We start from the raw sequence: 26,590 nt of genomic DNA on the forward strand, positions 1-26,590 counted from the left end.
TCGGCCTCATGAGCCGGAATGGATGCCCGAGATGCGGGCGCTTCTGAAATCGATTGCCGAGAAGTCCGGGACGGCGTTCGGCAAATGGCTGTTGGGTGAATGCGCCATATCCGGGATCTCGACGACGCACGTCCGTGAACTGGAGGCACAGCTCGGCAAAAATCACACGTTGCGCAACGTACTGCGCAGCATCACTCAGCGAGTTCGGGACCAAATCCCAGGATTTCCGCTGGCACGAATAGCCATTGCCGTCAGGCGTGCAGCAAACCCGATCAATCCTGACGTCTACACGGCTGAGCGAATTCAATGCAGCAGCCAACTGATTCACGCCCTGCAGCAGGGTCTGAAACTGGATATCGATGCGCTCAGCACGGATGAGCGCATTGGTCTGCTACTAATGAGTGCGGCCTACAACGGCGGATTGCTCGATGTGGCTCAGCTGAATGCCATGCTCAGTACGACGCCAGACAGCATCGAGTGGGTAGCGGGAATTCCCGAGATACGTCTGCCGCTATCGATCCGCGGCAATGCCGTCGCTGAATTTCGGCAGTGGTTCCCTGATCCGGCAACGCTGGCTCTGTTGATACGCTGCGTGGATGATGTTCAAAAAAGCACCGGCAAACTAAAGCGTAGAAATTGGCACATGCGCTGTGTCTGTGCATTCCTGAAGAAGGTTGAGGTACCTGAACAGTATCATCCAGAGAATCCCAGCGACCTGTTTGATTTTCTAAGGATGCAAATGCAGTTGCGGCTGCCGCAGGTGCTGGTGAATTTTGCCTGCCGCAAGGGTTTTGTCTCGCTGTCACTGCGCCCCTCATCTTGGGGCAATATTCTCGGCCTAGATGATCTCGAGGACCCTGCGGGGACTTATGACGATGAATCTGTTTCGGATGTAACTGAGGATAACCCTGACCCACCCGCATGGCTGGAGGAACTGCTCGATCGGATCCGGGACAACCTGCCCATAGAGAGCCCTTTGCAAGCGGAGTCTCATGGAGAACTTCCCGGCCTAATCCAGAGTTGGCTTGCCTACATGCTGGGTGGCGCCTCCGCATACGGCCACAGTATTGGGCGAAGCACGATAAAGCGATATACCCAAGTACTAGGCGCAGCACTTTCCTCTCGGTTAGATGGCATAAGCATCTTCGAGCTCGAAATTGACGCGCTCGAACTTGTGTATGAATCCGCACTGGATGCTCAGGCCACAGATAGCAAACGGCGCACCCTGGCCAAGGCAGTCCAGGAGTTTCACACGTTTCTGCAGCGTCGTTACAACTACCCGACAATCAGCCCCTACTCAATCCTAGGCATCGGCAAAGGTGTGACCAGGGTAGATGCTCGCATTATCAGCGAGGAGCAGTACCAATTGGTTATGCAGGCGCTCGGCACATGCGGGCTTGAGCTGCGAACGCCACGTCTGGTGACGGCTGCGAGGCTTTTGTTGATCTTGGGGTTCCGGTTGGGATTGCGGCGTAACGAGGCTCTAAAGCTTCGCCTACGTGATTTGCATCTGCCCGAATTTTCAGCAGCGGAGTGCGCGCATATTCAAGCTCGGCAATCGCATATGCGCAGGCTATCTAAAGATGAACAGGCCAGAATAGAGCTGCCCGTTGACCTGCTCATTCGCCCCCATGCACAGCGTGGGTTGAAAACCCAGAATGCGGTTCGGAGTTTGCCGCTGCGTGAGCTGCTTGAGCCCGATGAGCTCACATTGCTGATCGACTGGTATCGAGAGCGGCAGCAGGAAGAAAGCCAAAATTCAACGTCGGAATTCCTGTTCTGCATCCCACAGCTGAGAACTCAGTGGGTCAGCGAGAGCTGCCTGTTCCCAGCTCTACATGACTGCATGCGAGCAGTCACGGGTTCCGAGCTCCTGCATTACCATCACCTGCGCCATTCCTGCGCCACGTGGTTTTTGCTCAAGTTGATGGGTGCGCAGAATGCGCTATCACCAGAGCTGATTTTCAAAGATCTGCCCCTTACCACTCGCTGGCTCAGAGATGACCTCAGGTTGCGTAAGGCGATGTTGCCTGTAGAGGGCCCCACCCGGCGAATCGTCCATATTGTCAGTGCCATCCTCGGGCACGGCAGCCCAAAAACCACACTGTTGCACTACGTCCATAGCCTGCCTCAGATCATGGCAATGATGTGGCAATGGAATCCCCAGAACTGGATATTCAACGCCGCAAACGTCGCCAAGATAGCCGAGGTAAGCCAACCCACCATGAGCACTGAGCCCCGTGAAGGCATTTCAGCTGAGTGCGGCGTGCTACTCGACATCATCGGTCGCATTAGACCCCTGAAGGAGCGTAAGCGTGCTCGGAAGAAGGCGAGTCGAGGCCAGGCTGAACAGGTGGAGCAGAACTGGGCGATTGGGCGAATTCTGGCTATCGAGTCGATGCTGGCGTATGCCTCATATGCCGAGCAGACAGGTCGAGCGGTCAATCTCGACTGGGTCGAGTTTTCTGCCGAGGCGCGTGAAATGATGCTTGAGCGGGCACGCTGTATCCGCGATATGCAACAGCGACCGGGAGCAAGCAGCGCAAGCCCTAAACACAGGCTGCAACCTGCTCTGTATGCAGAAGGTTCGTCGTATCTGTCGCTGTTGCCCTCGCCTCCAAAGCATGGTGGGCGTGAGGCTGTGGCCGAGTATGCGCAGCGCCTCTACGACCTGCTCGAAGGCCCCAACAGCGAACGCGCCCAGCGCGTGATTGATGATTTTGTTGAGCGCTGTTGGATGACTGAAACCACGCTGCGATTCCAGCGTAACCGTGACGAGGACCATGCACAGGACTATCTGTGGCTGCTGAGTGCTATAGGTATTCCGGCTCGATCTATCGAGCTGATCGTCTACGACGCTAACAAGCCGAAGACGACCAAGTCCTACTGGCGTCAGCAACTCGGGAGCACTCGCCGGTCGTTCAGTCAGCACGCGCCGGAGAGTAACGATGTAGCGAATCTACATTTGGGTATAAGGGCGAAGCTTGAGCTGAAGGGTGAGGCAAGGCAGAACCATCACTCCGGCGCCGCCTTGCGCTACTTGATGCTGATGGCCTCCATCGACTGGCATTTCCGTGGCTGACAAAGTCCGGAGGGCATTCAGCCCTCCGGATCATCCTGCAGTTCCAGCAAATCCCCTACCTGGCAGTTCAGGTACTGGCAGATCGTCTCCAAGTCCTTGAGCTCCACCCGTTGCGCGGTTTCGTGATAGAGCCGCGTGAGGGTTCCGCGGTTGATCCCCGTGTCTCTAACCACGTCACTTATCTTCAATTTCCGCTCACCGAGTAGGCGAGATAAATGGCACTTGACCATCTTAATCTCCAGAAAAATGATCTATAGAAGATCATTTTGTGCTTGCAAAGCCCAAAATGAGCGTTATATTGATCTGCAGGAGGTCATTATGAGTTCTCATAAGCTCATAAGAATCCGCTGTCGTTCAATTTAGCAGAGAGGGCATTGCTATGTCTCACACCTATCTGACCACCGAGGAGCTGGCCACGCGTATGAAGTACGACGTGCGCACCATCCGTAACCGCCTGAAGGACTCGGTACTGCTCGAAGGCATCCATTACTTCCGCCCGTTTGGTGGTCGAAAGATCCTGTTCATTTGGGAGGCCATCGAAAAGGACATGCAGAAGCATTCCCGCACCTCCAGTTTGATACCTATGGCCGGCGGAGGCATTTGCCATGGGTAAGATTCGCGCCCGTGCCGACAACGAGAAGTTGTTCTTCGACTTCACTTATCTGGACAAGCGCTGCCGTGAGCAGACCACGCTGCCTGATACGCCAGCTAACCGAAAAAAGCTGGAGAAAATCCTTGAGCGCATTGAGGCAGAAATCACGCTGGGAAGCTTCGACTATGCCACTTACTTTCCGCAAAGCAGCAAGGTTCAGGAGTTCGCAAGACTGCAGGCTGGCTGCGCGATACTGAAGACTCCACCGTTTAGGGACTTCGCCGAACGCTGGTTCGACGAAAAGCGTGTGGAGTGGCGCGACACACATACGACGACGGTACGTCAGACCCTTGATAAATACCTGCTACCAACATTCGGCAGACAAGAAGTCAGCGCCATCACCAAGGCAGAAATCCTGTCCTTCCGCTCGGCACTCGGCAAAGTTCCCGGGCTGAAGGGGCAGGCTCTGTCAGCGACGCGAATCAACCACATCATGACGCCATTGCGCATGATCCTTAGTGAGGCGGCTGACCGGTTCGAGTTTACTTCACCGTACCTCAACATCAAATCGCTGAAGGTTCCCAAGACCGATGTGGAGCCGTTCACTCTGGATGAAGTGCTGCAGATTCTCGGTGCCGTGCGCGAGGACTTCCGCAACTACTACACGGTGCGCTTCTTCACCGGGATGCGCACGGGAGAAGTTGACGGCCTGCAGTGGAAATTCGTCGACTTTCAGAGGCGGCAAATCCTTATCCGCGAAACTTGGGTTGGTGGCCGGCTCGACTACACGAAGAATGATGGCTCGCAACGCGAAATCGACATGTCTGGTCCGGTGTACAAGGCCCTGCTCGATCAGCAGAAGAAGACGGGCAGTGGTCAGTTTGTCTTCTGTTCTCGGGAAGGTACGCCTTTTTCGTACCGCAACATCAACAACAGGGTTTGGTTTCCGATGCTGCGTCATCTGGGACTGCGCCAGCGACGCCCTTACCAGACCCGCCATACGGCTGCGACCCTTTGGCTGGCTGCAGGCGAAAACCCGGAATGGATCGCCCGGCAGATGGGCCACACAACTACCGAGATGCTGTTCCGCGTCTACTCGCGCTACGTACCTAACTTGACCCGACGTGACGGAAGCGCATTCGACAACCTGATCCAAGCCAATTTGAAGGCCTGAGGAGTACTTACATGAAACTGATCAAGCGCAGCAACGTCACGCACCTGCATCCGGCGATGGAAGCTCGTGAACACCAGTACTTGAAGCATTTGGCCTCTGCCATGAGCCACTACCTCGAGAGCCCCAACGGCAATGAGCTGGTCTGCATCCTTGGTTCCGGCTACGAGAAGAACAACCGTCAGGCTCTCGATACCTGGGTCGCCTATCACCGTAATGAGGTCTTCGAGAAACGGTTGGAGGGGCGCAGCCCGCTGGACTTCCTGATCGAAAAGCTGGAGAGCATGCTCAACAACTAAAGTAACGAAGGGGCCGAAAGGCCCCTTCTGCTTTGGTGCTTTCAGATGGGTTGGGAGTTGTGCCTGATTGTGGCTAATACTCAATAGCTAGGGGCGCATTTGGATATTCGATTCGTGCGAAACCGGGAGCCTGCCAAGAATGGTCCTAATACCCGGCGCGTCACCGTATTACCTTAGGCTTTAGTAAATTTTTTCAGGTGGCGAAACGTCTGGTTAAGCGGAACTGGTTCATAATGTACCGCTGCCTCGAATCTTCATCATGGCAAGGAAAATACCTGCGGCGATTGCAAGTACCCCCGCTATAAGACCGGCACTCAAGGTCTCACCGAGCCAGAACACCGAACTCATCAAGCCCACCAGCGGTACGCCCAACATGGCCAGCGACATGCTGGTTGCGGGCAACCACATGCTCGCAGCGTTGACGGCGCAGAAGCAGAAGGCAGTAGCCAGCGGGCCGACGAACAGAATGATCTGCCAGAACGCCACCGAGCCATCGCCTGTGAACGGCCCTTCGACGATTCGCGCGAGTGCCAGCAAAGGAACCGTAGCGACGAGCATCTGCCAGGGCGCGAGCTGGTAGGCCGTGGCGCGAATCTTGGCGTAGCGCAGGTGCAGGATGCACAGCGCCCAGCAGGCCGAGGCGATGAGCAACATCAGGTTGGCGCGCACCAGGTTCGCATTGTTCCAGTCAAGCGTCAGCGGATTGAACAAGACGGCTACGCCGAACATACCGAGTGCGGCGCCGAGGAGTTGACGAGGGGCCAGCCGCTCACGAAAGACGAGCACTGCCAGTGGCGTCACCCACAGCGGGGTGGTGTAGGCGAGTACGGCCGAGCGGCCCGCCGGAATCTCGGTCATGGCCAGCGCGCCGAGCAATGTGAAGGCGAGCATCTGCAGGAGCCCGACGCTAAGCAGGAGCGGCACGTCGCCTCGGCTGGGTCGATAGAGGGTGCCGGTCAGCAGCTGCAGAAGGAGCAGGCACAAGGCGCCCAGTGCGAAGCGGCTGGCTGAGAACCAGACGGGTGTGACGTGACCAAGTCCTGCCTTCATCACCGGCCAGTTCGCGCCCCACACCAGAATCGCCAACAGCAACAGCACCATGCCCTTGAGTCGAGGCGTCAATAAGGTACGGCTGGATACCGGGGTGTTTCGTGCTTCGTTAGTCAGGCTGTGCGGGCAGGTCATCACCGTGGCCTCCAATAGCTATTCGTGTTGAGAACAGCCTAAGGGGACCGAAGCGGAGAAGCTTTCCTAAATGGCCTGGATGGTTTCTAATTTGCAGGAAAATATTCTGTTATATGAAATTTATGAGGAATATTTGAAATGCGTAAATTGGATCGGATCGACATCGGCATTCTCAACCGACTGCAAGAGGATGCCCGCGTCACGAATGCTGAGCTGGCGCGCGCAGTCAATCTTTCATCAACGCCATGCTTCAACCGGGTCAAGGCCATGGAGGAGCTGGGGCTGATTCGTCAGCAGGTCACGCTGCTGGCTCCTGAGCTGCTGGGGCTCAACGTCAACGTATTCATTCACGTCAGCCTGGAGAAGCAGGTAGTCGATGCGCTAGCGCGTTTCGAGAGTGCCATCGCCGAACGCCCGGAGGTGATGGAATGCTATTTGATGACAGGGGACGCCGATTACCTGCTCCGCGTACTGGTGCCTGACATCCAGGCGCTGGAGCGCCTCATCCTTGATCACCTGACCAAGATTCCCGGCGTCGCGAACATTCGCTCGAGCTTCGCGCTCAAGCAGGTGCGCTACAAGACGGCGCTGCCGTTGCCGCCCAACGGGTTGGTCGTTGGATGATACGGGTTGCGTAGGTGGGGTCGTTCATTCGGCAGTACTACCAAAAACCCTACCGCTGCGAGTACGTGCTCGCTCGCTAACTTGCCTGTGTCGCGCTGAGCCATTCGCGTGGGCTTTTGCCGACCTTGCGGCGAAAGGCACGCGAAAGAGCCGAGGGGCTTTCGTAGCCGACTTCATCGGCGATGAGTGCAATCGGCCGACCCTCCCGCAGACGCTTTTGAACCAGGCTCACCCGCCAGCCAAGCAGGTAGTCAGCCGGTGTGCTGCCTACGATTTCACGGAACCGTGCAGCGAAACCGGCCCGGGACATGTTGCAAGCCTGCGCAAGGGTGTCCACCGACCAGGCCTGGTGCGGTGCGTCGTGCATCAGGGTGAGGGCGCGGGCCAGCCGCGGATCGGCAAGGCCTGCCATAAGGCCGGTGGACAGGCTGCGGGTCGCCAGCAGATGACGAAGCAGTTGAATGAGCATCAGCTCAAACAGTCGGTTCAGCACGGCAAATCGTCCGCACTCCTCATTGAAAGCTTCCTGAAACAGCCACTCGAGATTGCCGGCAAGGTTCGGTAGTTGCGACAGCGGCAGATGCAAGTGACCCGGCAAGGCGAGGGTCAGCGGGTTGTCGATACCACCGTCGAACGTCAACGAGGCGCAGACCAGTTCCGCGTGATCGGCAGTGTCGGCGATCAGAGCGTGCGGTGCCGGGCGTGGAAACAGGATCAGCGTAGGCTCTTCGATCTCGTAGACCTGTAACCGTTCGGCCTGGATACGCACCCGTCCAGCGCGCAGCAGGTGCAGGTGGCCCTGGCTATCCTGGCCGTCGTATTCGGCCGTGCCGCACAGACCGCCGCTGTAATAGGTGGTGGCGTGCAGGCGGAAATGGGTGAGCAGAGCGGACAAGCGGTCCATGTGACCTCACAGGTTTGGACGATCTGCAGCATAAATTCGACGATCAGCCGCCATTTGAAAAGCCCTTTTGCTGATTATGTGCTCAAGGCTGACGCACAAGCCCAGCCACCCTGAACTTAGGAGAACCACCATGAGCCGCATTACCCCTGTATCGATTGAGCACGCCCCTGATGCCGCGCGCCCGTTGCTGTCTGGCGTCCAGAAAAGCCTTGGCAGTGTGCCTAACGCCTTTCGTACCTTGGCTCACGCGCCGGCCGCGCTGGGCGGCTACCTTGCGCTCTCTCAAGCGCTTGGCAAAAACTCCCTCAGCGCACGCCAACGTGAGACCGTTGCGCTGGCGACTTCTGAGGTGAACGGTTGCGACTACTGCCTCGCCGCGCACTCCCTGTTTGGCCGCAAGGCGGGCCTTGACGATTCCGCCATCGAGCTTGCGCGGCGCGGCAGTCTGGACGCGGTTGCGACATTCGCCCGGCAGGTGACTGAAAGCCGCGGGCAGGTCAGCGACGAACAATTGGCCGAGGCGCGGGCGGCGGGGCTGAGCGATGCTCAGATAGTCGACATCGTGGCGCAGATTGCCCTAATGACACTGACCAACTACCTCAACAATGTTGCCCAGACAGACGTCGACTTTCCGGCAGTCCAGCCCCTTACCGAGGAGTGAAAGCATGAACGCTACGCTTTATACCACTAGCGGCTGCCCCTACTGCATCCAAGCCAAAGCGCTGTTATCCCGCCGAGGAGTTAACGTCACGGAAATCGATGTCGGAGCCAGCCCCGATCAGCGCGCCGCGCTGATCGCCCGGACCGGCCGGCGTACGGTGCCGCAGATCTATATCGAGGGTAACCATGTCGGAGGCTTTGATGACTTGGTGGCCTTCGACAGGATTGGCGGCCTTAGAACGGCGGATACCCAATCCGATAGCGTATCGGGTGTATGAGACTGGTGGACGGCTGTCGCCAGGACGGCGCGCCGCCTCGAAACCCTCGTTCACTAGGTTCAGATCGGCCTGATGTATGTGTCCGATCTGAACCTGGCTGAACTATTCCTTCGTCATGTGCTGCTGGCAGGTCACCATTTTCACAATATTGGTGAAAGTCATTGTTCAGCGGTGCGCTTTATCCCTATCTGTCCTCGCCGGGATCATAGCGGTGCTTCTCAGACCCACTCTAACTAGCACCCTCAGAGGTCCCGTCATGACTTCACTGGCAATAGCTCGACCGCACTATTCGATACGGAAATTTGATCCAAGTAGAACAATCGAGCGGCCAGTTCTCAATGAACTACTCGATGCGCTTCGCTATTGTCCATCCCCAACCAATCTTCAACCCTGGCGTTTCTTGATTGCCGAAAGCACGGTGACCAAAGCGCAGCTTGCAGATGCAGTCAAACAGGTCGATGTCAATAGAAATCTCGAACTGCTCGATGCCTCTCATTTCATATTGCTCTGCAGACTTTCCGACATGAGTGACGCGCACCTCCAGGCTTTACTGGCGCAGGAGGCTGCGGAGGGGCGCTTTTCAGACGACAGCGCTCAGATCGCCCAGCATCACGCCCGTGCACGTCGAATCAACCTGCACCGTTATGAGCGCAAGGATCTGGCTCATTGGATGGAGAAGCACGTCTATCTCGCCCTTGGCTCTCTGATCTCCCGCGCGGCGGCGCTGGGCATTGACGCCGTACCCATGGAGCATTTCGATCAGGCCTCGATCGATGCGGCCTTTCAATTGCCACAACAAGGGCTGACCAGCGTGCTCTTGGTCGCGTTGGGCTATCGCAGTCGTGACAACGGAGACGGTCCTGTAAAGTCGCGCTTGCCCGCTGAGCGAATATTCATGTTTCGCTGATGGCGGGGGGATATGTCTGGCAGATGGGCGTGCATCGCTGATATCTCGGCGAAGTTGCTTTACCAAGTAGGGTGCAAACGCAGCAAGCCCAGGCCGTACTCCGCCGACAGGCTTCAGCAACAGCGCTATTTGCGGTTGCGTAGGACACCCGCCCGGGCGCACATGCTTTTCGATAGCGAGGCGGCCACTTGCTGGCAACTTGAGATGAAGCGGCCCGATCCTATCCGCTTCTCATCGATCAGTTTGCCAGGCCCCCTAAATTCGCACGCATGGATGGCCCCAGGAGGCGTGGGGCCGGAAGTGTCTGATCGCGCTGGGTACGCATCTCGATAAACTCGGCCTCTGAAATGCCACTTCGCACATGAATGTTCGCGGAGCGCTGCTCAGCAACGGTGCACTCGACAATGGGTGCGCGATCGCGAGGCGGGTAGTCGTGGCACATCATCATCCGAACATGCGCGGGCAAACCCAGCAGACGCTGGGTGGAACGATACAGCGTCTTGGCGCTGCCCCCCGGGAAGTCGCAACGCGCTGTGCCGACGTCCGGTGGAAACAGCGTGTCGCCAACGAACACGACCTCATCGTTTACCAGGTAGGCGATATCGGCGGGCGTGTGGCCCGGCACGGCGAGCGCCTGTGTCCGCAGCGGACCGATGTAGAACACCTCGTCCGTGGCGAACAGGTGGTCGTACGGCCTCTGCTGGAACGGGCCGTACCGATCGGCGAGCGTGCAGCGTACCTCCATGACCCGGCCGCTGATGCCAACACGCCCGCCAAGTTCGGCGCGCAGGTAGCTGGCGGCCGACAGGTGATCGGCATGGACATGGGTCTCCAGTAACCACTGGAGCTGCAGCCCCCTGGCCTGGATATAGGCTTTCACCTCATCAGCCATTTGCGTATCGGTCAGGCGGGTGACCGGGTCATAACCCAGCACTGCATCGACCACGGCGCATTGCGCCTGGCCTGGCGCATGAACTACATGGGTGAAGGTCGAGGTGACCGGATCGAAGAAGGAGCGGATATCCAGACTCATGAGGGGTCCTAAGCAAGCAGGTGGATGAGGCTGCGCGCGCCCAGCGCTAGGGCTACGCCAGCGGCAAGCGCGGCGAAACCGAGCTGAAGGGTGCGCGCCCTGAACTGCGCCGCCACCAGACGCCCGGCTGCCATGCCGAGCGCGCACGCGCCGATGAATAGCCAGCCTGCCCGGGGCACGACGATCCCGGCATGCAACGCCTGTCCGACACTGAACAGCGAAACCAGCGCGATGACCGCAAGCGAGGTGGCCACCACCCCTTGCATGCCGAGCTCGCAGTAGCGCCGCATGAACGGAACGATGACGAATCCGCCGCCGACCCCGAGCAGCCCGGTGAGCAATCCGGCCGAGGCGCCGATCGCGCCTAAATGGACGAAGCAACGGGGCGTCCAGCGGAAGCGCCCGTTGTCCGGGCCCAGCCGGCACGGCTTGAGCAGGGCAGCGTCAGCGATGCCAGATGCGATCGGCATCATGCCCTGCGACCACTGCCGCACGGCGATGATGATCAGTACGAGGCAGAACAGCAGCATCACCGCGTCGGTAGGCAGCCTATGGGCGAGGTGGGTGCCAAACGATGCGGTGAGCACACCGATCGCCGCCATGAACAGCGCGGCCCGGTAGCGCACCAAGCCGTGGCGCAAGCCATCGAGGCTTCCCAGCAAGGCGGCGCTACCGATCGCCAGCAGGCCAAGCGGTACGGCCTGATGCACGTCCAGCCCCAGCACCATCGTCAGGGCCGGGACCGCTAGCACGCCTCCGCCGGCCCCGGTCAGCCCCATGCTCAGGCCAACCAGCACGCCGGCGAAGCCGCCAAGCAATAGTGGATCCATACGGGTGTTCTCCGCTGGGCCAGAACAAATGCCGGATCGGCGCCGCAGCCGATGGCCGCGGCGCGCTGAACCTGCACTCAGGAAGCGGGGGCGGGCTGAAAGCCCACACGGTCAGTAGCTCTTGTAGGGCAGGAACTTGCCCGACAGCACCACGTTCACCCGATCGCCTTTCGGGTCCGGCTGGCGCTGGATGTCCATGGAGAAGTCGATGGCGCTCATGATGCCGTCGCCGAATTCCTCGTGGATCAACTCCTTGATGGTGCTGCCATAGACATTGACGATCTCGTACCAGCGGTAGATCAGCGGGTCGGTCGGCACGGCGGTGGGCAGCGAGCCCTTGTAGGGCACGATCTGCAACCAGGCCACGGCCTCGTCGGTGAGGCCAAACAGCTTGCCAAGGGTTTCCGCCTGGCCCTTGTCGAAGGCCATCTGCCCCAGCAGGCCGGCCGTGGTCCATTCCTTGCTCTTGCCAATGGCTTCGGCGGCCTGGCTCCATTTGATGCCCTTGGTGACCTTGGCGGAGATGATCATCTCGGTAACTTGTGCGCGGTCGGTAATCATCGATCGGTTCCTACAGTAGGTGGATTCAAACAGCGTGGATGCGGCGCAGGGGTTGCTGCGTTCGCGGGTCTGGCGGTGGTGGGTCGGTTTCATCGAGGCCTGGGCGGACGATCAGCGGCTGGTCACCGAGCACGCCTTCGCCACCTTGCTGGATGGTCTTGGAGCGACGCACCAGGAAGTCCACGAGGTGGTTGCGGATTCGGTAGAACTGCGGGTCGTGATGAATGGTTTCGCGGGTTCGCTCGCGCGGCAGCGTGTTGATCACGATCTCGGCGATACGCGCGTTGGGCCCGTTGCTCATCAACATCACTTTGTCGGCAAGGAGGATGGCCTCGTCGACATCGTGGGTGATCATGAACACGGTCTGCCGGGTCGCCGCGCAGATCTTCAGGAGTTCGTCCTGGATTACCCCGCGGGTCAGCGCATCGAGCGCACCGAATGGCTCGTCCATCAGCAGCATCTTCGGCTCGACGGCAAAGGCCCGGGCGATGCCGACGCGCTGCTTCATGCCGCCAGACAGCTCCGCCGGTTTTTTTTGCGCAGCGCCGGTCAGGCCGACCATCTCGATGAAGCGTGCACCATGCTCGGCAATCTGCTGGCGCGACCAAGAGGGGTGTCGGGACTTCACGGCGAAGGCAATGTTCTGCTCGACCGTCAGCCAGGGCATCAGCGCATGCCCCTGGAATACCACACCGCGGTCGAGGCTCGGGCCGGCGATTTCCTTGCCGGCCATGACGACGCCGCCGCTGCTTGGCTCTTCCAGGCCGGCAAGCACATTGAGGATGGTGCTCTTGCCGCAACCGGAGTGGCCGATCACGCAGACGAACTCGCCTTGTTCCAGGCTGAAGTTGATGTTCTCGAATACGGGAGGCTGGCTTGGCTGGTAACGCTTGCTCAGGCCTTCGACCTTGAGGAAGGCTTTAGTCGACATAGGTCACCTTCTTTTGCAGTTGTGCGAAAAGGAGATCGAGCAGCATTCCAATGACACCGATCATCAGCACCGCGAAGATCACGTTGGCCAGGGAAAGGTTGTTCCACTCGTTCCAGACGAAGTAGCCGATGCCGGTGCCGCCAATGAGCATCTCCGCCGCGACGATGACCAGCCAGGCGATACCCATGGAGATGCGCATGCCTGTGATGATGGTGGGAGCCGCGGCCGGCAGAATCACGCAGAAGGCTTTGCGCAGCGGCGATACCTCCAGCGTGCGGGCGACGTTCAGCCAGTCCTTGCGCACCCCGGCTACACCGAACGCCGTGTTGATCAGCATCGGCCAGATCGAGCAGATGAAGATCACGAACACCGCCGAGACCGAAGAGTCGCGAATGGTGTAGAGCGCGATCGGCATCCAGGCCAGCGGCGAGATGGGCTTGAGCACCTGAATGAAGGGGTTGAGTGCCTGGTACAGGAGCGGCGACATGCCGATCACGAAGCCGAGCGGAATCGCCACGGCCAGTGCGATCAGATAGCCGAGCGCGACGCGGCCCAGCGAATGCGCAAGCTGGATACCGATGCCCTTGTCGTTCGGACCGCGGTCATAGAAGGGTTCGCTCAACTGCTGGCCGGCCAGTTCGAAGAACTGCGCCGGCGTGGGGAAACCGTCCTTTTTCGGCGCCTCGGCCGTTTGCCCCATGAGCGCGGCGTACTCGGCGTCTGCCGCGCTTGCCTCGGCCTGCTGGGCGGGCGTATGGGTGGCGGCGTGCCAGACTAGCAACAGCACGGCCAGCAACAATACCGAGACCAGCGCCGCCTTCAGGCGAAGATGATTGTTCATGGTCGGGTCCTCATGCGTGGCGGATGTCGAAGCCGGCCAGGTAGTCGTCGGGGGCCGTCGGATCGTATGGCCTGCCCATCACTTCGAAGGGTTTGTAGCCACTGGCCGGCTGGGCCTCGGCTTCGGCCATGCCCAGCGCCGCCATCTGCCGGCGTGCGTCGGTGAGCAAAAACACCTGCTCGGCCAGCGCGCTGTAATCAACATCCGTTTTCACGTAACCCCAGCGCTTCATCTGGGTCAGCATCCAGGTGGCCATGGAATACCAGGGCATGGGGTCGAAGCCGGAGCGTTGCGGCTCGTTCTGTACCTGGCCCAGGCCATCGGCATAACGCCCGGAAAGTGCCTGGAGGATCACCGTCTCCGGCTGGTTCAGGTAATTCGGCGTCGAGATCGCCTTGGCGATGGTCGGCAGCTGGGCCGTGTCCTGAGCCATGGCGGCGGCGTTGAGAATGGCGCGGTAGAGCGCGGCGAACGTGTTGGGGTTTTCCTTGATGAAGGCTTCGGATACACCGAAGGAGCAGCAGGGATGGCCATCCCAAAGGTCCTTCGACAGCACATGGATGAAGCCGACCTGGTCATACACGGCGCGCTGATTGAACGGCTCCGGACCAAAGAAACCGTCGATGTTGCCGGCCCGCAGGTTAGCGATCATCTCGGCCGGCGGCGTCACCCGCAGCTGTACGTCGCGGTCCGGGTCCAGTCCATGCTCGGCGAGGTAATAGCGCAGCAGGAAGTTGTGCATCGAGTACTCGAAGGGGATAGCGAACTTGAAGCCCTTCCAGTTCTTCGGGTCGCGGTTCTCCTTGTGCTTGAGCGCCAGCACGATGGCCTGGCCGTTGATGTTCTGGATGGTGGCGACCCGCATTGGTTGCGGATTCGAGCCCAGGCCCATGCTGATCGCCAACGGCATGGGGGCGAGCATGTGTGATGCGTCCAGCTCGCCGTTGAGCATGTTGTCGCGCACCAGTGCCCAGCCGGCGGTCTTCTGCAGGCTTACCGACAGGCCCTGCTCCTGATACAGCCCGAGCGGGTCAGCCATGATTAGCGGCGTGGCGCAGTTGATCGGGATGAAGCCGATCTTCAGGTTGGTCTTTTCAAGCGGCCCGCGTTCATCGGCCATCGCCTGCAGTGACGTCAGCGGCAGCACGCTGGAGATGGCGGCCATTGCCGTGCCGACACCGACCGCCTGGAGAAAGCGCCGGCGCGTCACGTCGTTAGGGAAGAGCGCGCGCACCGCCGCGGCCTCGACGAAGTCCTGAGACAGGAGATTCCGGTCGCGCGAGCGTGCCAGGCGCGCCTGTTCCGCAGCGCGATCATGCGCTTCGGGGCTTTCATGCTTTCCGCAGGCACAACCGGTCAGCGCGGTGTGCTCCGAATAGGGGCGGAAGAAGTTATCGTCGCTCATGTCTGTACCCTCCAGTTTGGTCTGCAGTCACGCGGCGTCGGCGCGGCCAACCCGCAGCGTTGACGTACTCGTGCCATTGGTGCGTTGTTCCATGAGCAGAAAGCCCTCGGTTTCCTGCACGACATGCCACTGCCCGTCTGCACGAGGCATGCCGTGCAGGGCTATCGGCAAGGAGGCGGTCTTCAGCCGGATCACTGGATCGCTGTGGCGATAGAGCGCGTCCGGCATGCCGGCGATATGGGCGGCGATGGCTCGCGCCTGACGGGCGATGGGTTCGATGAAGCGGCAGGGCATGCCGCCAAGACTGATGCAATCGCCCAGGGCATAGATGTCCGGGTCGCTGGTCTGCAGCGTGGCGGGGTCAACGCTGATGCCGCGTGCGAAGTCCAGGCCGGCCAGGCGCGCCAGGCGGGGCTCGGTGGCCAGGCCAGTAGCGGCGATCACGTGATCCACGTCGCGGCGCTGACCACAGCGAGTCAGCAGGCGCTTGCGGCCGTCTCCAAGCGAGGTCAGCGAGGAGATTTCGACGTTGCCAAGCAGCTCGATGCCCAACTGGCGTTGCGCGGCGTGCAGACGGCGGGCCGCCGGCTCGGGCAACAGGTTCGCCAGTGGCAGAGACTGACGATCCACCAGCGTGACCCGGTGTCCCGCTCGCGCCAGATCCTCGGCGATCTCGCAGCCGATCATCCCGGCGCCGATAACCGCCACGTCCTGAGGGCTGCGCTCGGCCAGCCGCGCCTGCAGACCGGCCCAGCCGTGCAGGTGGTTGACGCGCCAGCAAAGCTCGGCCGGCAGCGAAGCCGGCAGGGCGGGGCGGGCGCCTTGGGCGAGAACCAGCCGGGTGTAGCTCAGGTTGCCGCGTGTGGTTCGCAGTTGACGGAGCCGCGGGGAAAGGCCTACGGCGAAGGTTTCAGGCAAAAGGCGCACGCCAAGCCGAACAGCGGCATCGGCGGCGCGCTCACGCACCAGCTTGTCCGCGGACTGACCGCGGCTGAGCGCAACGGACAGCTCGGGCTTGTGGTAAAGGTCGCCCTTGCAACCGCTGACCAGCGTGATCGGCGTGGCTGGATCGATGGCCCGGATGGCTTCGACGACCGACCAGCCGGCCAGCCCGCCACCGACCACGAGGATGCCTGTCTCGCGGGGCCCGACCGGCATCGCCACGGCAGCCGGCGTCTCGCGCATCACGTAGGGTTCGAAATCCAGCTTGGTCACGCCGCAAAGCGGGCATTCCCAGTCATCCGCAATGTCCTCGAAGCGGGTACCGGGCGCCAGCCCGCTGTCCGGATCGCCGAGCTCTTCGTCGTAGATCAGGCCACAGGCGCGGCAGATGAACTGCCGCCAGGCTTGGGTGATTGCGCTCATGCTGGCTGGGCCTCCTGCATCAGGCGGTTCATCTGGTAGCGCAGGTGCTTGATCGCCGGGGTGACGATCGCCACGAAGTGCGCCTCGCGGATGCGCCGTTGTGGCCCGGCACTCATCAGGTAACCGCGCGCGCCCTGGTGCAGCAGGGCCGACTGAGTCGCACGCAGCGCCAGCTCGGCGCCTTGCACGCGCGCATCGAGCACGTCGAGCATGAAGTCCTTGTCGGTTTCGTAAGGGGTGCGCACCAGCTCGGCGACTCGTGAATTGAGTTCTGCAAATTCGGCTTGGAGCACGTCGGGACGGTCATGAAGGAACTGGTTGACGTGCCCCAGTACCGGCTCGACCTCGTGCATCGCGTCCAGGCTGGCCTGCACCAGGCCGGTCGCCATGCCGACCTGCAGGAGGATGAAGGCGGCGCGTACGCGGTTGACGAAGGGCCCGGCGGGGTCGGCGATGAGCTGGTCCTCACCGATGAAGTGATCGGTCAGGCGGATGCCCCAGGTGCTGGTGCCTTCCATGCCGGAAAACTCAGGGCAATGCCTGAGCTCGACGCGCTCATCCAGATCGAGCAGAAACATGATCTCGTGGGACCGAGTGCCATCGGCCCGTTCGACAGCCGCGATCGCGCCGCAGTACTGCCCGGGGGCGATGTGGCTGACCCAGGGCAGTGAACCGCTCACCCGATAGCCGCCTGGCACCCGCTGTGCGCGCAACAACATCGGCTCGATGCCGGCCATGGCCTTCATCGGGTTGGACAGGGCGGTACCGCCGAAGCGACGACCTTCGACGTGGTCGTTCAAGCGCTCCAGCAGAGCCGGGTTCGCCGATTGCTCCATGTACAGGCCGCAGACGTTATGGCACCAGGCGAGAAAGCCGGTGGAGCCACAACTGCGGGCGATCTCGCTGGTAGCTGCCAGCGCAAGCCCGAAGTCGGCACCGCGCCGGTCCAGATGAGCCCCGAACGCGCCCACCTCGGCGAGGCGCGCCATGATGTCCAGCGGGTAGTAACCCTCCCGGTCAATGCGGTGGGCGGCCTCGGCGAGAGGCCCGCCGGCTATCTCGGATACCCGCTGGAGCACGGTTTTGTCGTTCACGCTGGGTGTCAGCCCAGCAACGGGCGCGGCGACACTGTTCATGGCGACCTCCTCGATGCGTGACTCAGTCGGCCAGCGCGATGCTGAACGGAATGGGGTTGCGCATGCTGTTGGCCACGGGCGAGTAGAAGTTGGCGTGCTTGACGATATCGTCGAGCTCTTCGCGCGTGGCGTCGCCCTCGACCAGGACCTTCACGCGAATCTCCTGGAAGCCCATTTGCTCAGGCTGCATCGGCGCGCCGCCGGCGCCCCACGCCGCTGGGTTGCCGATGTCGGCTTCGAGGAAGATTTCCAGCTTGCTGAGCTTGATCTGCTTCCAGGTGGCCACTGCTGTAATCCCTACGGCGAGACAGCCACCCAGCCCGGAGAGCACGATCTCGCCCGGTGCGGGCGCGGTGTCTTCGCCGAACAGATGCAGCGGCTCGTCGACCACAACGGCCTCGTGGTCACCGACATAGCTGAGGCTGCGGTACATGCCCTGCATGACCGTATGGACCTTGTTGGTGCCACGGCTGGCCGGGTTGTTGCGGCCCTTCTCGGCGAAGGCCAGCAGGCCGTCGCGATCGATCGGTCGCAGGTAGGATTTAACGGTGGTAGGTGCAGGTGTGTTCATGGAGCTCTCCATTCAGTTCATCAGTACCGACGCAATGTCAGCCCTGGCTGAATGGGGTATCGCAACTGCCATGCCAGCTGTCGAAAGCCTAGTAAATGTGCTTACATTTCAAACTGTTACGGGCCTTGGGTTTGGGATTGCCCTGATTTCGTCCTTCGCTGAACCCGAGTAGAGCCGAACACAATGTAGACATTGTCGACATTGCGTTCGGCCTCAGCGATGGGCTACCAGCTTCTGCCAGCGGTAGTGGAACTGTCGCGCGGTCATGCCCAGCAGCTGAGCGGCGCGCGTCTTGTTTCCGCCACAGCGGTCCAGCGCCTGGCGCAGCGCATCGGCCGTATGGGAGGCGACCGAGACGTAAGGTCGGATGTCCTCGATATAGGCCGGGGGGCTGGGTGGTGGAGTGGCCAGGGCAGGTGTCGGCGCAGCTTGCTCGTTCTCCCGCGGCAGGTAACGGTCGACGTCCGCTGCGCTCAACAAGGCGTGATCGGCCAGCAGCACCATTCGCTCGATGACATTGGACAGCTCGCGAATGTTGCCCGGCCAGGCATGCCGCTGCAGGCGCTTGATCGCCTCGGCACTTAGGCTGACGTTTCGCTGGTTGGCCTGGTTGATCCGGTTGAGGAAGTGCAGCACCAGCACGGGGATGTCCGACCGGCGTTCAGCCAGCGAGGGCAGGCGTATCGGGATGACGTTCAGCCGGTAGTACAAGTCCTGGCGGAAGGTGCCGGCAGCGACCTCGGTTTCCAGATCACGGTTGGTGGCCGCCACCAGCCGGACGTCGATGTGCAGCTCCCGCTTAGCGCCGAGGCGGGTGATGGTGCCCTCCTGCAGCGTGCGAAGCAGCTTGGTCTGCATCGCCAGCGGGAGCTCGCCAATCTCATCGAGGAAAATGGTGCCGCCATCTGCCTGCTCGAACCAGCCGGCACGGGCCGTTTGCGCCCCGGTGAAGGCGCCCCGCTCGTAGCCGAACAACTCAGACTCGAACAGTGAATCGGGAATGGCTGCGCAATTGACGCGGATAAACGGCTTGTCCCGTCTGGGGCTGGACAGGTGCAGCGCACGGGCGAACAGCTCCTTGCCGGTGCCCGACTCGCCGAGCAGCAACACGCTTGCGGTGGTATTGGCAACGCGTTCCAGTTCTGAAAGCGCGCGCAGCAGCTGGGGCGCGCTGCCGATAATCCCGTAGCGGCTGGTGCGGGTCTCCAGTGCCCGGGCCAGCAGGGCGTTGCGCTGCTCGAGCGCCTCGGTCTTTTCTCGCAGGTGCTGCTCCAAATGGAGGATCTGCCCGGCAAACGTCGCCAGGATTCGCAGGATGGTGAGGTCATCTGCCAATGGGCGTGCGCGGCTGCGGATGCGATGGCAGGCCAGTACGCCGATGGTGCGCTGGCCGATCTGGATCGGTAATGCGATATAGGAAACCGGCCCGGAGGGGAGGTTGTTACGCGCGACCATGCGGCCCAGAAACAGCGGATCGTTATCGATGTCCTGAACGATGATCAACTGACCGCGCGCCAGCACTCGCCCCGTCACGCCTTCATCGTGTGTATAGCGGCCACGACTGATTTCGTCTGCGGTCAAGCCATAGGCATAACGGATCTGGCTCGATTGCCCTGACTCGTCGAGCAGCACGATTCGCCCACGGTTCAAACCGAGGAGCTCGGACAGCAGGTGGAGCATCTCCCGCAGCACGGTGTCGGGCGAGAAATCTCGCCCCGCCAGTGCGGTTACCTGTTGCAGCAGCAACATTTCCTGAGTCCGCCAGAAAACGGGGGAGTTCTCCGGTTCCTTGTCGCCGCTGGTCATGGTCGGCGTTCCTCGTAAGGCGTTAACGATGCGTCAGTATTGGGGTTAAGCGAAGCAATGTTCGTGCTCGTCGCAAAAACCCCCCTTAGCTGACCTGCGGTATCAAGCGGGCATTTTTCGCACATCTCTTCTGACGGCCTGAGGTGGCACGCCGAATCCGCGGACAAAAACCTCGCGCATATGGCGTCGGTCGCGAAAACCCGTTTCGCGTGCAATGACGTCCAGGCTATGGCGGCTTTGTTCGACCATCAACCGCGCGGCTTCCAGGCGCAGGCTTTCGATCGCCTTGGCAGGGGATTGGCCTGTCTCGGCCGTGAAGACTCGAGTGAACTGCCTTGGGCTGAGGTGCACGTGCTCGGCCAAGTCCTCGACGCTCAGCGGGCGATTGAGGTTCTGCCGGGCGAAGTTCAATGCCTGTTGAATGCGATCGGACTTCGGTGCAAGCGCCAGCATTTCAGAGTGTTGCGATTGACCGCCGGAGCGGCGCTGGTACATCACCAGCTTGCGCGCGACGGACCGCGCCGCCTCGGCACCGAGGTCCTTTTCCACCATGCCAAGGGCCAGGTCGAGCCCCGCCGTCATGCCCGCCGACGTCCAGACAGAACCATCAATGATGTAGATCCGGTCCTCTTCGACATGAACCGCTGGATGGCGGCTTTGCATCTCCCGAGCGTAGGCCCAGTGCGTGGTCGCCCGTTTGCCGTCCAGCAAGCCGGCCTGCGCAAGCACGAACCCTCCCGTGCACACGCCAGCCGTGCGGCGAGCCTGGGCGCCGGCCAGGCGGACGAAAGCCAGCACGTCCGGGTCGGGCGGGTTGCTCAGCGGGTCATTGACGCCCACGACCATCCAGGTGTCGGCATGACCAGGCGCCTGGAAGGCACGGGTTTCGATAGAAATACCCAGCGACGAGCGAACCGGCTGGCCTGACGCCGAGAAGTTTTCGATCACATAAAACGGCTCGCCAGCCACCACGTTTGCGAACTCGAACACTGTCTGGGTGGCGAGCGACATGATCTGGAAGCCGTCCGCCAACAGATAACCGATGCGATGCATGACGAATCCTCGATGTCCTAAAACACGAACATAAACGTCATTTGCGACATTGGCTAGCCCCGGCATGATGGCTCCACCTGAACGACACACCCCTGGAGCTCATCATGAACCACCCAAATGCAGGAACCGCCCTCATCACCGGCGCGTCGTCCGGCATCGGCGCGATCTACGCCGACCGCCTTGCCCGCCGCGGTTATGACCTGATTCTGGTTGCGCGCAACCGCGATCGCCTGAACACCCTGGCCAACCGCATCACCAACGAAACCCGTCGGGTTGTGGAGGTGCTCGATGCCGATCTCGGCGATCGGCGCTCCCTGGCCAAAGTAGAAGCCAAACTTAAGGAAGACGCCAGCATCACGCTGCTGGTGAACAACGCCGGCATCGGTACCCACACGCCTCTGTTGCAAAGCGATGTGGATCAGATGACCCGCATGATCGACCTGAATGTTACCGCCTTGACGCGCCTGAGCTACGCCGCCCTGCCGGGGATGGTTGCCCGCGGCCATGGCGGCATCATCAATATCTCGTCGATCGTCAGCATCGCCCCGGAAATTCTCAACGGCGTGTATGGCGGCAGCAAGGCGTTCGTTACCGCGTTCAGCCAATCACTTCATCACGAACTTGCCGACAAAGGCATTCAGGTTCAAGCGGTGCTGCCTGGCGCCACTGCGACCGAGTTTTGGGAGATCGGTGGCTTGCCGCTCGAGCACCTGGACCCTGCAATCGTCATGACCGCCGACCAATTGGTCGATTCGGCTCTGACCGATTACGACCGCGGCGAGCTGATCTCCATCCCTTCTCTGCATGACATCGAGCAATGGCGCACCTATGAGACCAGTCGCCGCGCTATGTCCGCCCAGCTGTCGAGCAATACCCCTGCACCCCGTTACTCCACCCACTAAGACCAACTGAAATAGAAGGAAACCTAGCCATGAAACTGACTAAAAACACGATTTTCATCACCGGCGGCACCTCTGGCATCGGTCGCGGGCTGGCCGAGGCCTTTCACCGGCTTGGCAACCAGGTCATCATCGCTGGCCGCCGCAAGGCCCTGCTCGACGAGATCGCCGCAGCCAATCCGGGCATGGATACCGTCGTACTCGACATCAACGACCCGGTGCAGATCAAGGCCGTCGCCGCTGAGGTGATCGCTCGCCACCCTGGCCTGAATGTGGTGATCAACAATGCAGGCATCATGCCGTTTGACAACCCCGCATCGGGGGATCTGGATGACGACCAGGCGGTCGGGCTGCTGAACACCAACGTGCTCGGCCCGGTACGCGTCAGCGCGGCCTTCGTCGAGCACCTCAAGCGTCAGCCGCAAGCCTGGATCATCAACAACAGCTCGGTGCTGGCCTTCCTGCCCCTGGCCGCGACCGCGCTGTACTCGGCCACCAAGGCGGCCATTCATTCCTACACGCTGTCGCAGCGCTTCGCCCTGCGAGATACCAGCGTCGAGGTTCTGGAAATCGCGCCGCCGTGGGTCGACACCGACCTGATCCACAAGAGCGGCGACCCGCGCGCCATGCCGCTCGATGCCTTCTTGAGCGAGACACTGGCCAAGCTCGAGCACGCGACCACCGAGGTGCTGGTCGACGGTGTGGTACCGCTGCGGGCCAATGTCGGGCCTAACGAGCATGCGCTGGTGAACCAATTCAATCAGTCGCTGGTAGACAACCCGATCCCTGTCGCCTGAAAAACTGCCGGCCGGCCCTGACTTGGGGTCGGCCGCTTCTGCTCATCACAGGAGCACGACCATGAGCAACTCCATCCCGGCCCAGCCCCTGTTTGCATTGCGGCTGCTGAGCCTCGCCTATTTCATCCAGGCTGTCGGCGCCCTGTCGGTGGTCGGCAGCCTGGAAGCGATATCCCGAGAATGGGCGCTGAGCGCCTCGCAAAGCGCCTACCTGATTACCGTTTTCGGCGTGACCTTCGCGCTCGCAGCGCCGTTGCTGCAGGTCGTGCTGGGCTACCTGCCGCGCCGACGGCAGGTGTTGCTCGGGCTTGGGCTGTTCAGCACAGCGTCCATGCTCTTTGCGTTTGCACCCAGCTACGAAGTCTTGTTGGCCTCACGCGTGCTGATGGGGATCGGCGCCGGCTTCATTGGCCCGGTGCTCGGTGCGCTCGGGTCGAACCTTGTCGAGCGGGATCAGCAAGGCAGCGCCATCGCCGTCGTACTGCTCGGGCTGAGCGTCGCGGGACTGGCAGGCATGCCGATCACCGCCTGGCTGGCTCATGTATGGGGCGCACGTAATCTCTTCATGGGCATCGGTCTGGCGGGCATGGTGACGGCCATGCTGATTCTCTGGCGCGTGCCGAACAAGGTTGCCGGCGAGCGCGTGGCCTTACGCAGCATGTTGAGATTGCTGACCGACCCGGGCTCGCTTAGCGCGTTGCTCGTGGTCTTCTTCGTCACCACCGGGGTGTTTTCGACCTACGCCTTTCTCACGCCGATCATCCGCAACGATTACCACGGTGATCCCGCTGACGTCTCACTGGCGCTGACCGTACTGGGCGTGGCCGGCGTGCTTGGCAACCTGTTCGTAACCCGGGCGGCTCGTTACCTGAGCGCTGTGATCATGCTGGTGGCCGGGGTCGGCCTGCTGATGGCTGACGTTCTATTCATGTGGATGGCGCCATCGCAGCTCGGCTGGCTGCTGGTTGCACTGGTGCTTTGGGCCTTTGCCACGGACATCGTCTGGCCGACGCAACAACGGCGGATGGTGGAGCTGCGGCCCGAGCAGCGCGGCATTGCGCTTGCCCTGACCGCGTCATTTCTCTTTTGCGGCATCGGCCTCGGTTCGGCGATCGCCGGCTGGGTCTACCCGGCGTACGGCTATGCGGGCCTGCTGGCCTCGTCACTGCTGTCTCTCAGCCTTGCATTGGGCTGCCTGGTGCTCTCGGAACGTCGGGCTCTGCCTGCCTCCGCAGATGCCATGGCGTGACCGAATTCCACTAAGACCACTACCTCGTTATCCAACCAGGAGAATTCCTCATGAAGCAAGCAATGGCAATCTTCGCCCTGGTGGCGTCCCTTCTCGGAGGCTGGAAAGGCGCCTACGCCTCGGATGATGTCGATGTCCGTCTGTACCGACTGGACTGCGGAACCATGCATCTGGGTGATCTGACGCTGATGTCGGATTCCGGCGCCTACAAGGGCCGTTCCTATGACATCGTCGTGTCCTGCTATCTGATCAAGCATGGCGACGACTGGCTGCTCTGGGATACCGGCCTTTCCAAGGACTTCCTGGGCGGCGTGACGAGCGGGAGCTTGAAAATGGAACTCACTACGACGCTGGTTGAGCAGCTCGAGGCGCTCGGTCTTTCGCCCAGCGATATCGACATCGTCGCCCTGTCCCACGCGCACTTCGATCATGCGGGGCAGACCGGTGACTTCCCTGAAGCCACGTTGGTTTTGCAGCGCAGCGAATATCAAGTGCTGCTTCAGGAGAAGGTGGCCAAGGCGCATTTCATCGAGCCCGGGCTGCTGCAGAGCCATGTATCCGATCCAGAGCTGAGCAAGGTCAAGTTGGTCGAAGGCAATCACGACCTGTATGGGGATGGTCGGGTGAAGATGATCGCATTGCCGGGGCATACCCCAGGCCACATGGCACTGGAGCTGACCCTGCGTAACGCAGGAACGGTGCTGCTATCTGGCGACCAGTGGCATTTCACCGAGAACAGACTGAGAAATCAGGTCCCGACATTCAACTTCAGCCACGACCAGACACTGGAATCATCGGAGAAGCTCGAACAGCTGGCCAGCCGTAAAGGCGTGACTTTCATCATTCAACACGAGCCTGCTGACAACGCACGGTTGCCCGCTCTTCCTGGCTATCTTGACTGAGTGGTCCGCTGGCGCGGGTGGGTTGAAATGGCGTGTATCGCAACGGCTGCGCAGCAGTGATGGCAATTGCTGCACAGTTGTTAGCGGGCCCAGCCCTCTCGTCTGGCCGGATAACAGAACCTCCGATCTTCCAAGTCCCCGTCTGCATCTTGTCCCCCGAAACAACAACCCTTAGGAGTACTGATTCATGGACACCCCGATCATTGTGGTTGCCACGATTACGTTACAGCCCGGCAGCCGTGAAGTGGCCGAAGCGGCGCTGCGCAAAGCCGTCGCACGAAGCCGCAAGGAACCTGGCTGCGACCAGTACCAGCTGCATGAAGACAGTGAGCGGCCGGACAGGTTGGTCATGATCGAGCGTTGGCGAGACGAGGCGGCGCTACAAGATCATCTTGAAGGGCCAGTCTTTCGAGAGCTGGCCGAAACGCTTGAAGGGCATATCACGCTCGACGTGACGAAGCTGTCGCTGCTGGCTTGAAGCCGTGGCGTCTCGGCCGCCAGAACCGTGGGATGCGCTACGGGTTCTGGCTGGCGCTATTTGGGCTTGCCGTTCAAGCGATCAAACCCGGATCAGACGCGAGAGGCGGCAGCTCCTGTTTCAGCGGATCGAGACGACTGCGCAACAGTGCATGCAATTGCTGAACGGCCGGCGAATATTGCTTGCGATGCGGGCACACCAGGTTAAGCGGTGTGGACTCGCCTTTATACTGAGCCAGCACTATCTCCAGCCGTCCCGCCTCGATGTCGTCGTGTACGTCCAGCCAGGATTTGTAGACCAACCCTTCTCCCGCGACCGCCAAGCGTCGCACGATGTCGGCGTCGTTGCTGAACAGCGGGCCGGTGACCTGTACCGTATGATCACCTAACCGCCAGCGGTCATGCGCGCGTCCGTTGAGCGAATACAGCAGGCAATGGTGCTGAGCAAGATCGGCGGGCGTTTGCGGCCTGCCGTTACGCTCCAAGTAATCCGGGGCGCCTACCAGGACACGGCGATTCCAGGGAGCCAGCGACAGGGCTACCCAACTAGCATCGTCAAATACCCCGTAGCGCAGCGCAACGTCCACCGGGTCTCGGAATACGTCGGCCACTTGATCCGATATCAGCAGGCGAAGGCTGAGCGCCGGATGCTGCCGGCGGAACTCGGAAAGCCACGGCAGCAGCAGGTTACGACCGAGATCCGACGGCGCGGAGACCTGCAGCAAGCCATGCAGTTGGGTGCTTTCCCGACGCACCCGGTCCTGGCCTTCGCGCAAGGTATCCAGCGCCTCGCGCGCAAACGGCAGGTACTGCTCACCTTCGGCAGTCAACCGCAGGCTGCGCGTGGAGCGAGCGAACAAACGAACATCCAGATCGCGCTCGAGGCGCTTGATCGCCGCGGCCACCTGGCCCGGTAGCAGGCCAACTTCGCGGGCGACGTTGGAGAAACTGCCCAGTGCGGCTGTGCGCACGAAAAGCTGAAGGTCTTCGAACCGAACCATTTTCACACCTGCGATGAAAGTGCTGGCGGAT

28 protein-coding genes are annotated in these 26,590 nt (G+C 61.0%); 13 read left to right on the forward strand and 15 right to left on the reverse strand.

Annotated features, from left to right (window positions below; translation table 11 throughout):
* The first annotated feature begins 22 nt into the window (after positions 1–22).
* Positions 23–3,082, forward strand: coding sequence for a hypothetical protein (locus JWV26_RS11640; protein WP_206419208.1), 3,060 nt, complete (start codon positions 23–25; stop codon positions 3,080–3,082).
* 17 nt (positions 3,083–3,099) lie between these two features.
* On the opposite strand, the gene JWV26_RS11645 is transcribed toward JWV26_RS11640, so the two are convergent.
* Positions 3,100–3,312, reverse strand: a complete 213-nt coding sequence (locus tag JWV26_RS11645; protein WP_003292745.1) for a helix-turn-helix domain-containing protein — start codon at positions 3,310–3,312, stop codon at positions 3,100–3,102.
* A 149-nt stretch (positions 3,313–3,461) separates the two neighbouring features.
* On the opposite strand from JWV26_RS11645, the gene JWV26_RS11650 reads away from it, so the two are divergent.
* From JWV26_RS11650 to JWV26_RS11660, 3 genes are read left to right on the forward strand one after another with little or no spacing between them, the layout of a single operon-like run.
* Positions 3,462–3,695, forward strand: coding sequence for a hypothetical protein (locus JWV26_RS11650; RefSeq protein ID WP_003282466.1), 234 nt, complete (start codon positions 3,462–3,464; stop codon positions 3,693–3,695).
* Entirely contained in the window at positions 3,688–4,848 is a 1,161-nt protein-coding gene (locus JWV26_RS11655) for an Arm DNA-binding domain-containing protein (RefSeq protein ID WP_206419114.1), read from the forward strand. The genes JWV26_RS11650 and JWV26_RS11655 overlap by 8 nt, the downstream gene beginning before the upstream one ends.
* 11 nt (positions 4,849–4,859) lie before the next feature.
* Positions 4,860–5,144, forward strand: a complete 285-nt coding sequence (locus tag JWV26_RS11660) for a hypothetical protein (RefSeq protein ID WP_003294188.1) — start codon at positions 4,860–4,862, stop codon at positions 5,142–5,144.
* A gap of 228 nt (positions 5,145–5,372) precedes the next feature.
* Here JWV26_RS11660 and JWV26_RS11665 read toward each other — a convergent pair whose 3' ends face one another.
* Positions 5,373–6,329, reverse strand: a complete 957-nt coding sequence (locus tag JWV26_RS11665) for a DMT family transporter (protein ID WP_206419115.1) — start codon at positions 6,327–6,329, stop codon at positions 5,373–5,375.
* Between the two features lie 138 nt (positions 6,330–6,467).
* On the opposite strand from JWV26_RS11665, the gene bkdR reads away from it, so the two are divergent.
* Positions 6,468–6,953 (forward strand): Bkd operon transcriptional regulator BkdR, encoded by a 486-nt coding sequence (bkdR, locus tag JWV26_RS11670; RefSeq protein WP_206419116.1) that lies wholly within the window; start codon positions 6,468–6,470, stop codon positions 6,951–6,953.
* Between the two features lie 76 nt (positions 6,954–7,029).
* Here bkdR and JWV26_RS11675 read toward each other — a convergent pair whose 3' ends face one another.
* Positions 7,030–7,857, reverse strand: a complete 828-nt coding sequence (locus JWV26_RS11675; RefSeq protein ID WP_206419117.1) for an AraC family transcriptional regulator — start codon at positions 7,855–7,857, stop codon at positions 7,030–7,032.
* A 130-nt stretch (positions 7,858–7,987) separates the two neighbouring features.
* On the opposite strand from JWV26_RS11675, the gene JWV26_RS11680 reads away from it, so the two are divergent.
* The 3 genes from JWV26_RS11680 (at position 7,988) to JWV26_RS11690 (ending at position 9,702) form a co-directional block, all read left to right on the forward strand.
* Complete coding sequence (locus JWV26_RS11680; protein WP_206419118.1) at positions 7,988–8,518, forward strand: carboxymuconolactone decarboxylase family protein; 531 nt, start codon at positions 7,988–7,990, stop codon at positions 8,516–8,518.
* A gap of 4 nt (positions 8,519–8,522) precedes the next feature.
* Positions 8,523–8,795: a glutaredoxin 3 gene (gene grxC / locus JWV26_RS11685; protein WP_206419119.1), complete on the forward strand. Its 273-nt coding sequence runs from the start codon at positions 8,523–8,525 to the stop codon at positions 8,793–8,795.
* Between the two features lie 256 nt (positions 8,796–9,051).
* A complete protein-coding gene (locus JWV26_RS11690) occupies positions 9,052–9,702 on the forward strand; it encodes a nitroreductase family protein (RefSeq protein WP_206419120.1) in 651 nt (216 codons plus the stop codon).
* Positions 9,703–9,940: 238 nt separating this feature from the next.
* Here JWV26_RS11690 and JWV26_RS11695 read toward each other — a convergent pair whose 3' ends face one another.
* From JWV26_RS11695 to JWV26_RS11745, 11 genes are all read right to left on the reverse strand, one after another.
* On the reverse strand, positions 9,941–10,735 hold the full coding sequence (locus JWV26_RS11695; RefSeq protein ID WP_206419121.1) for an MBL fold metallo-hydrolase: 795 nt from the start codon (positions 10,733–10,735) through the stop codon (positions 9,941–9,943).
* Between the two features lie 8 nt (positions 10,736–10,743).
* A complete protein-coding gene (locus JWV26_RS11700) occupies positions 10,744–11,565 on the reverse strand; it encodes a sulfite exporter TauE/SafE family protein (protein ID WP_206419122.1) in 822 nt (273 codons plus the stop codon).
* Positions 11,566–11,676: 111 nt separating this feature from the next.
* Entirely contained in the window at positions 11,677–12,126 is a 450-nt protein-coding gene (gene cynS / locus JWV26_RS11705; protein ID WP_042159026.1) for a cyanase, read from the reverse strand.
* A gap of 25 nt (positions 12,127–12,151) precedes the next feature.
* Positions 12,152–13,057 (reverse strand): ABC transporter ATP-binding protein, encoded by a 906-nt coding sequence (locus JWV26_RS11710; RefSeq protein ID WP_042159028.1) that lies wholly within the window; start codon positions 13,055–13,057, stop codon positions 12,152–12,154.
* On the reverse strand, positions 13,047–13,898 hold the full coding sequence (gene ntrB, locus JWV26_RS11715) for a nitrate ABC transporter permease (RefSeq protein WP_206419123.1): 852 nt from the start codon (positions 13,896–13,898) through the stop codon (positions 13,047–13,049). Before ntrB ends, JWV26_RS11710 begins: the two co-directional genes overlap by 11 nt.
* A gap of 10 nt (positions 13,899–13,908) precedes the next feature.
* Positions 13,909–15,303, reverse strand: coding sequence for an ABC transporter substrate-binding protein (locus tag JWV26_RS11720; protein ID WP_206419124.1), 1,395 nt, complete (start codon positions 15,301–15,303; stop codon positions 13,909–13,911).
* Between the two features lie 27 nt (positions 15,304–15,330).
* The gene (locus tag JWV26_RS11725; RefSeq protein WP_206419125.1) at positions 15,331–16,668 is read right to left on the reverse strand and encodes an FAD-dependent oxidoreductase; all 1,338 of its coding nucleotides are present in this window, start codon (positions 16,666–16,668) and stop codon (positions 15,331–15,333) included.
* The gene (locus JWV26_RS11730) at positions 16,665–17,804 is read right to left on the reverse strand and encodes an acyl-CoA dehydrogenase family protein (RefSeq protein ID WP_206419126.1); all 1,140 of its coding nucleotides are present in this window, start codon (positions 17,802–17,804) and stop codon (positions 16,665–16,667) included. The genes JWV26_RS11725 and JWV26_RS11730 overlap by 4 nt, the downstream gene beginning before the upstream one ends.
* A 22-nt stretch (positions 17,805–17,826) precedes the next feature.
* Positions 17,827–18,375, reverse strand: a complete 549-nt coding sequence (locus tag JWV26_RS11735) for an OsmC family protein (RefSeq protein WP_241201296.1) — start codon at positions 18,373–18,375, stop codon at positions 17,827–17,829.
* A gap of 213 nt (positions 18,376–18,588) precedes the next feature.
* The gene (locus tag JWV26_RS11740) at positions 18,589–20,181 is read right to left on the reverse strand and encodes a sigma-54 interaction domain-containing protein (protein WP_023100450.1); all 1,593 of its coding nucleotides are present in this window, start codon (positions 20,179–20,181) and stop codon (positions 18,589–18,591) included.
* Positions 20,182–20,283: 102 nt separating this feature from the next.
* Positions 20,284–21,234 (reverse strand): GlxA family transcriptional regulator, encoded by a 951-nt coding sequence (locus JWV26_RS11745; protein ID WP_206419128.1) that lies wholly within the window; start codon positions 21,232–21,234, stop codon positions 20,284–20,286.
* Positions 21,235–21,338: 104 nt separating this feature from the next.
* On the opposite strand from JWV26_RS11745, the gene JWV26_RS11750 reads away from it, so the two are divergent.
* From JWV26_RS11750 to JWV26_RS11770, 5 genes are all read left to right on the forward strand, one after another.
* Entirely contained in the window at positions 21,339–22,136 is a 798-nt protein-coding gene (locus tag JWV26_RS11750; protein WP_206419129.1) for an SDR family NAD(P)-dependent oxidoreductase, read from the forward strand.
* A 29-nt stretch (positions 22,137–22,165) separates the two neighbouring features.
* Positions 22,166–22,930, forward strand: a complete 765-nt coding sequence (locus JWV26_RS11755) for an SDR family oxidoreductase (protein WP_206419130.1) — start codon at positions 22,166–22,168, stop codon at positions 22,928–22,930.
* A 61-nt stretch (positions 22,931–22,991) separates the two neighbouring features.
* Entirely contained in the window at positions 22,992–24,179 is a 1,188-nt protein-coding gene (locus tag JWV26_RS11760; protein WP_206419131.1) for an MFS transporter, read from the forward strand.
* Positions 24,180–24,229: 50 nt separating this feature from the next.
* On the forward strand, positions 24,230–25,081 hold the full coding sequence (locus JWV26_RS11765) for an N-acyl homoserine lactonase family protein (protein ID WP_206419132.1): 852 nt from the start codon (positions 24,230–24,232) through the stop codon (positions 25,079–25,081).
* 187 nt (positions 25,082–25,268) lie between these two features.
* Positions 25,269–25,559, forward strand: coding sequence for a putative quinol monooxygenase (locus JWV26_RS11770; protein WP_206419133.1), 291 nt, complete (start codon positions 25,269–25,271; stop codon positions 25,557–25,559).
* A gap of 73 nt (positions 25,560–25,632) precedes the next feature.
* Here the strand turns inward: JWV26_RS11770 and JWV26_RS11775 are convergent, their stop codons facing one another.
* Positions 25,633–26,559 carry a LysR family transcriptional regulator gene (locus tag JWV26_RS11775; protein WP_206419134.1) on the reverse strand — a complete coding sequence of 309 codons (927 nt, stop codon included), beginning with the start codon at positions 26,557–26,559 and terminating at the stop codon, positions 25,633–25,635.
* Positions 26,560–26,590: the final 31 nt, after the last annotated feature.

The organism is Ectopseudomonas toyotomiensis (genome assembly GCF_017167985.1).
GTDB classification, from domain to species: domain Bacteria; phylum Pseudomonadota; class Gammaproteobacteria; order Pseudomonadales; family Pseudomonadaceae; genus Aquipseudomonas; species Aquipseudomonas toyotomiensis.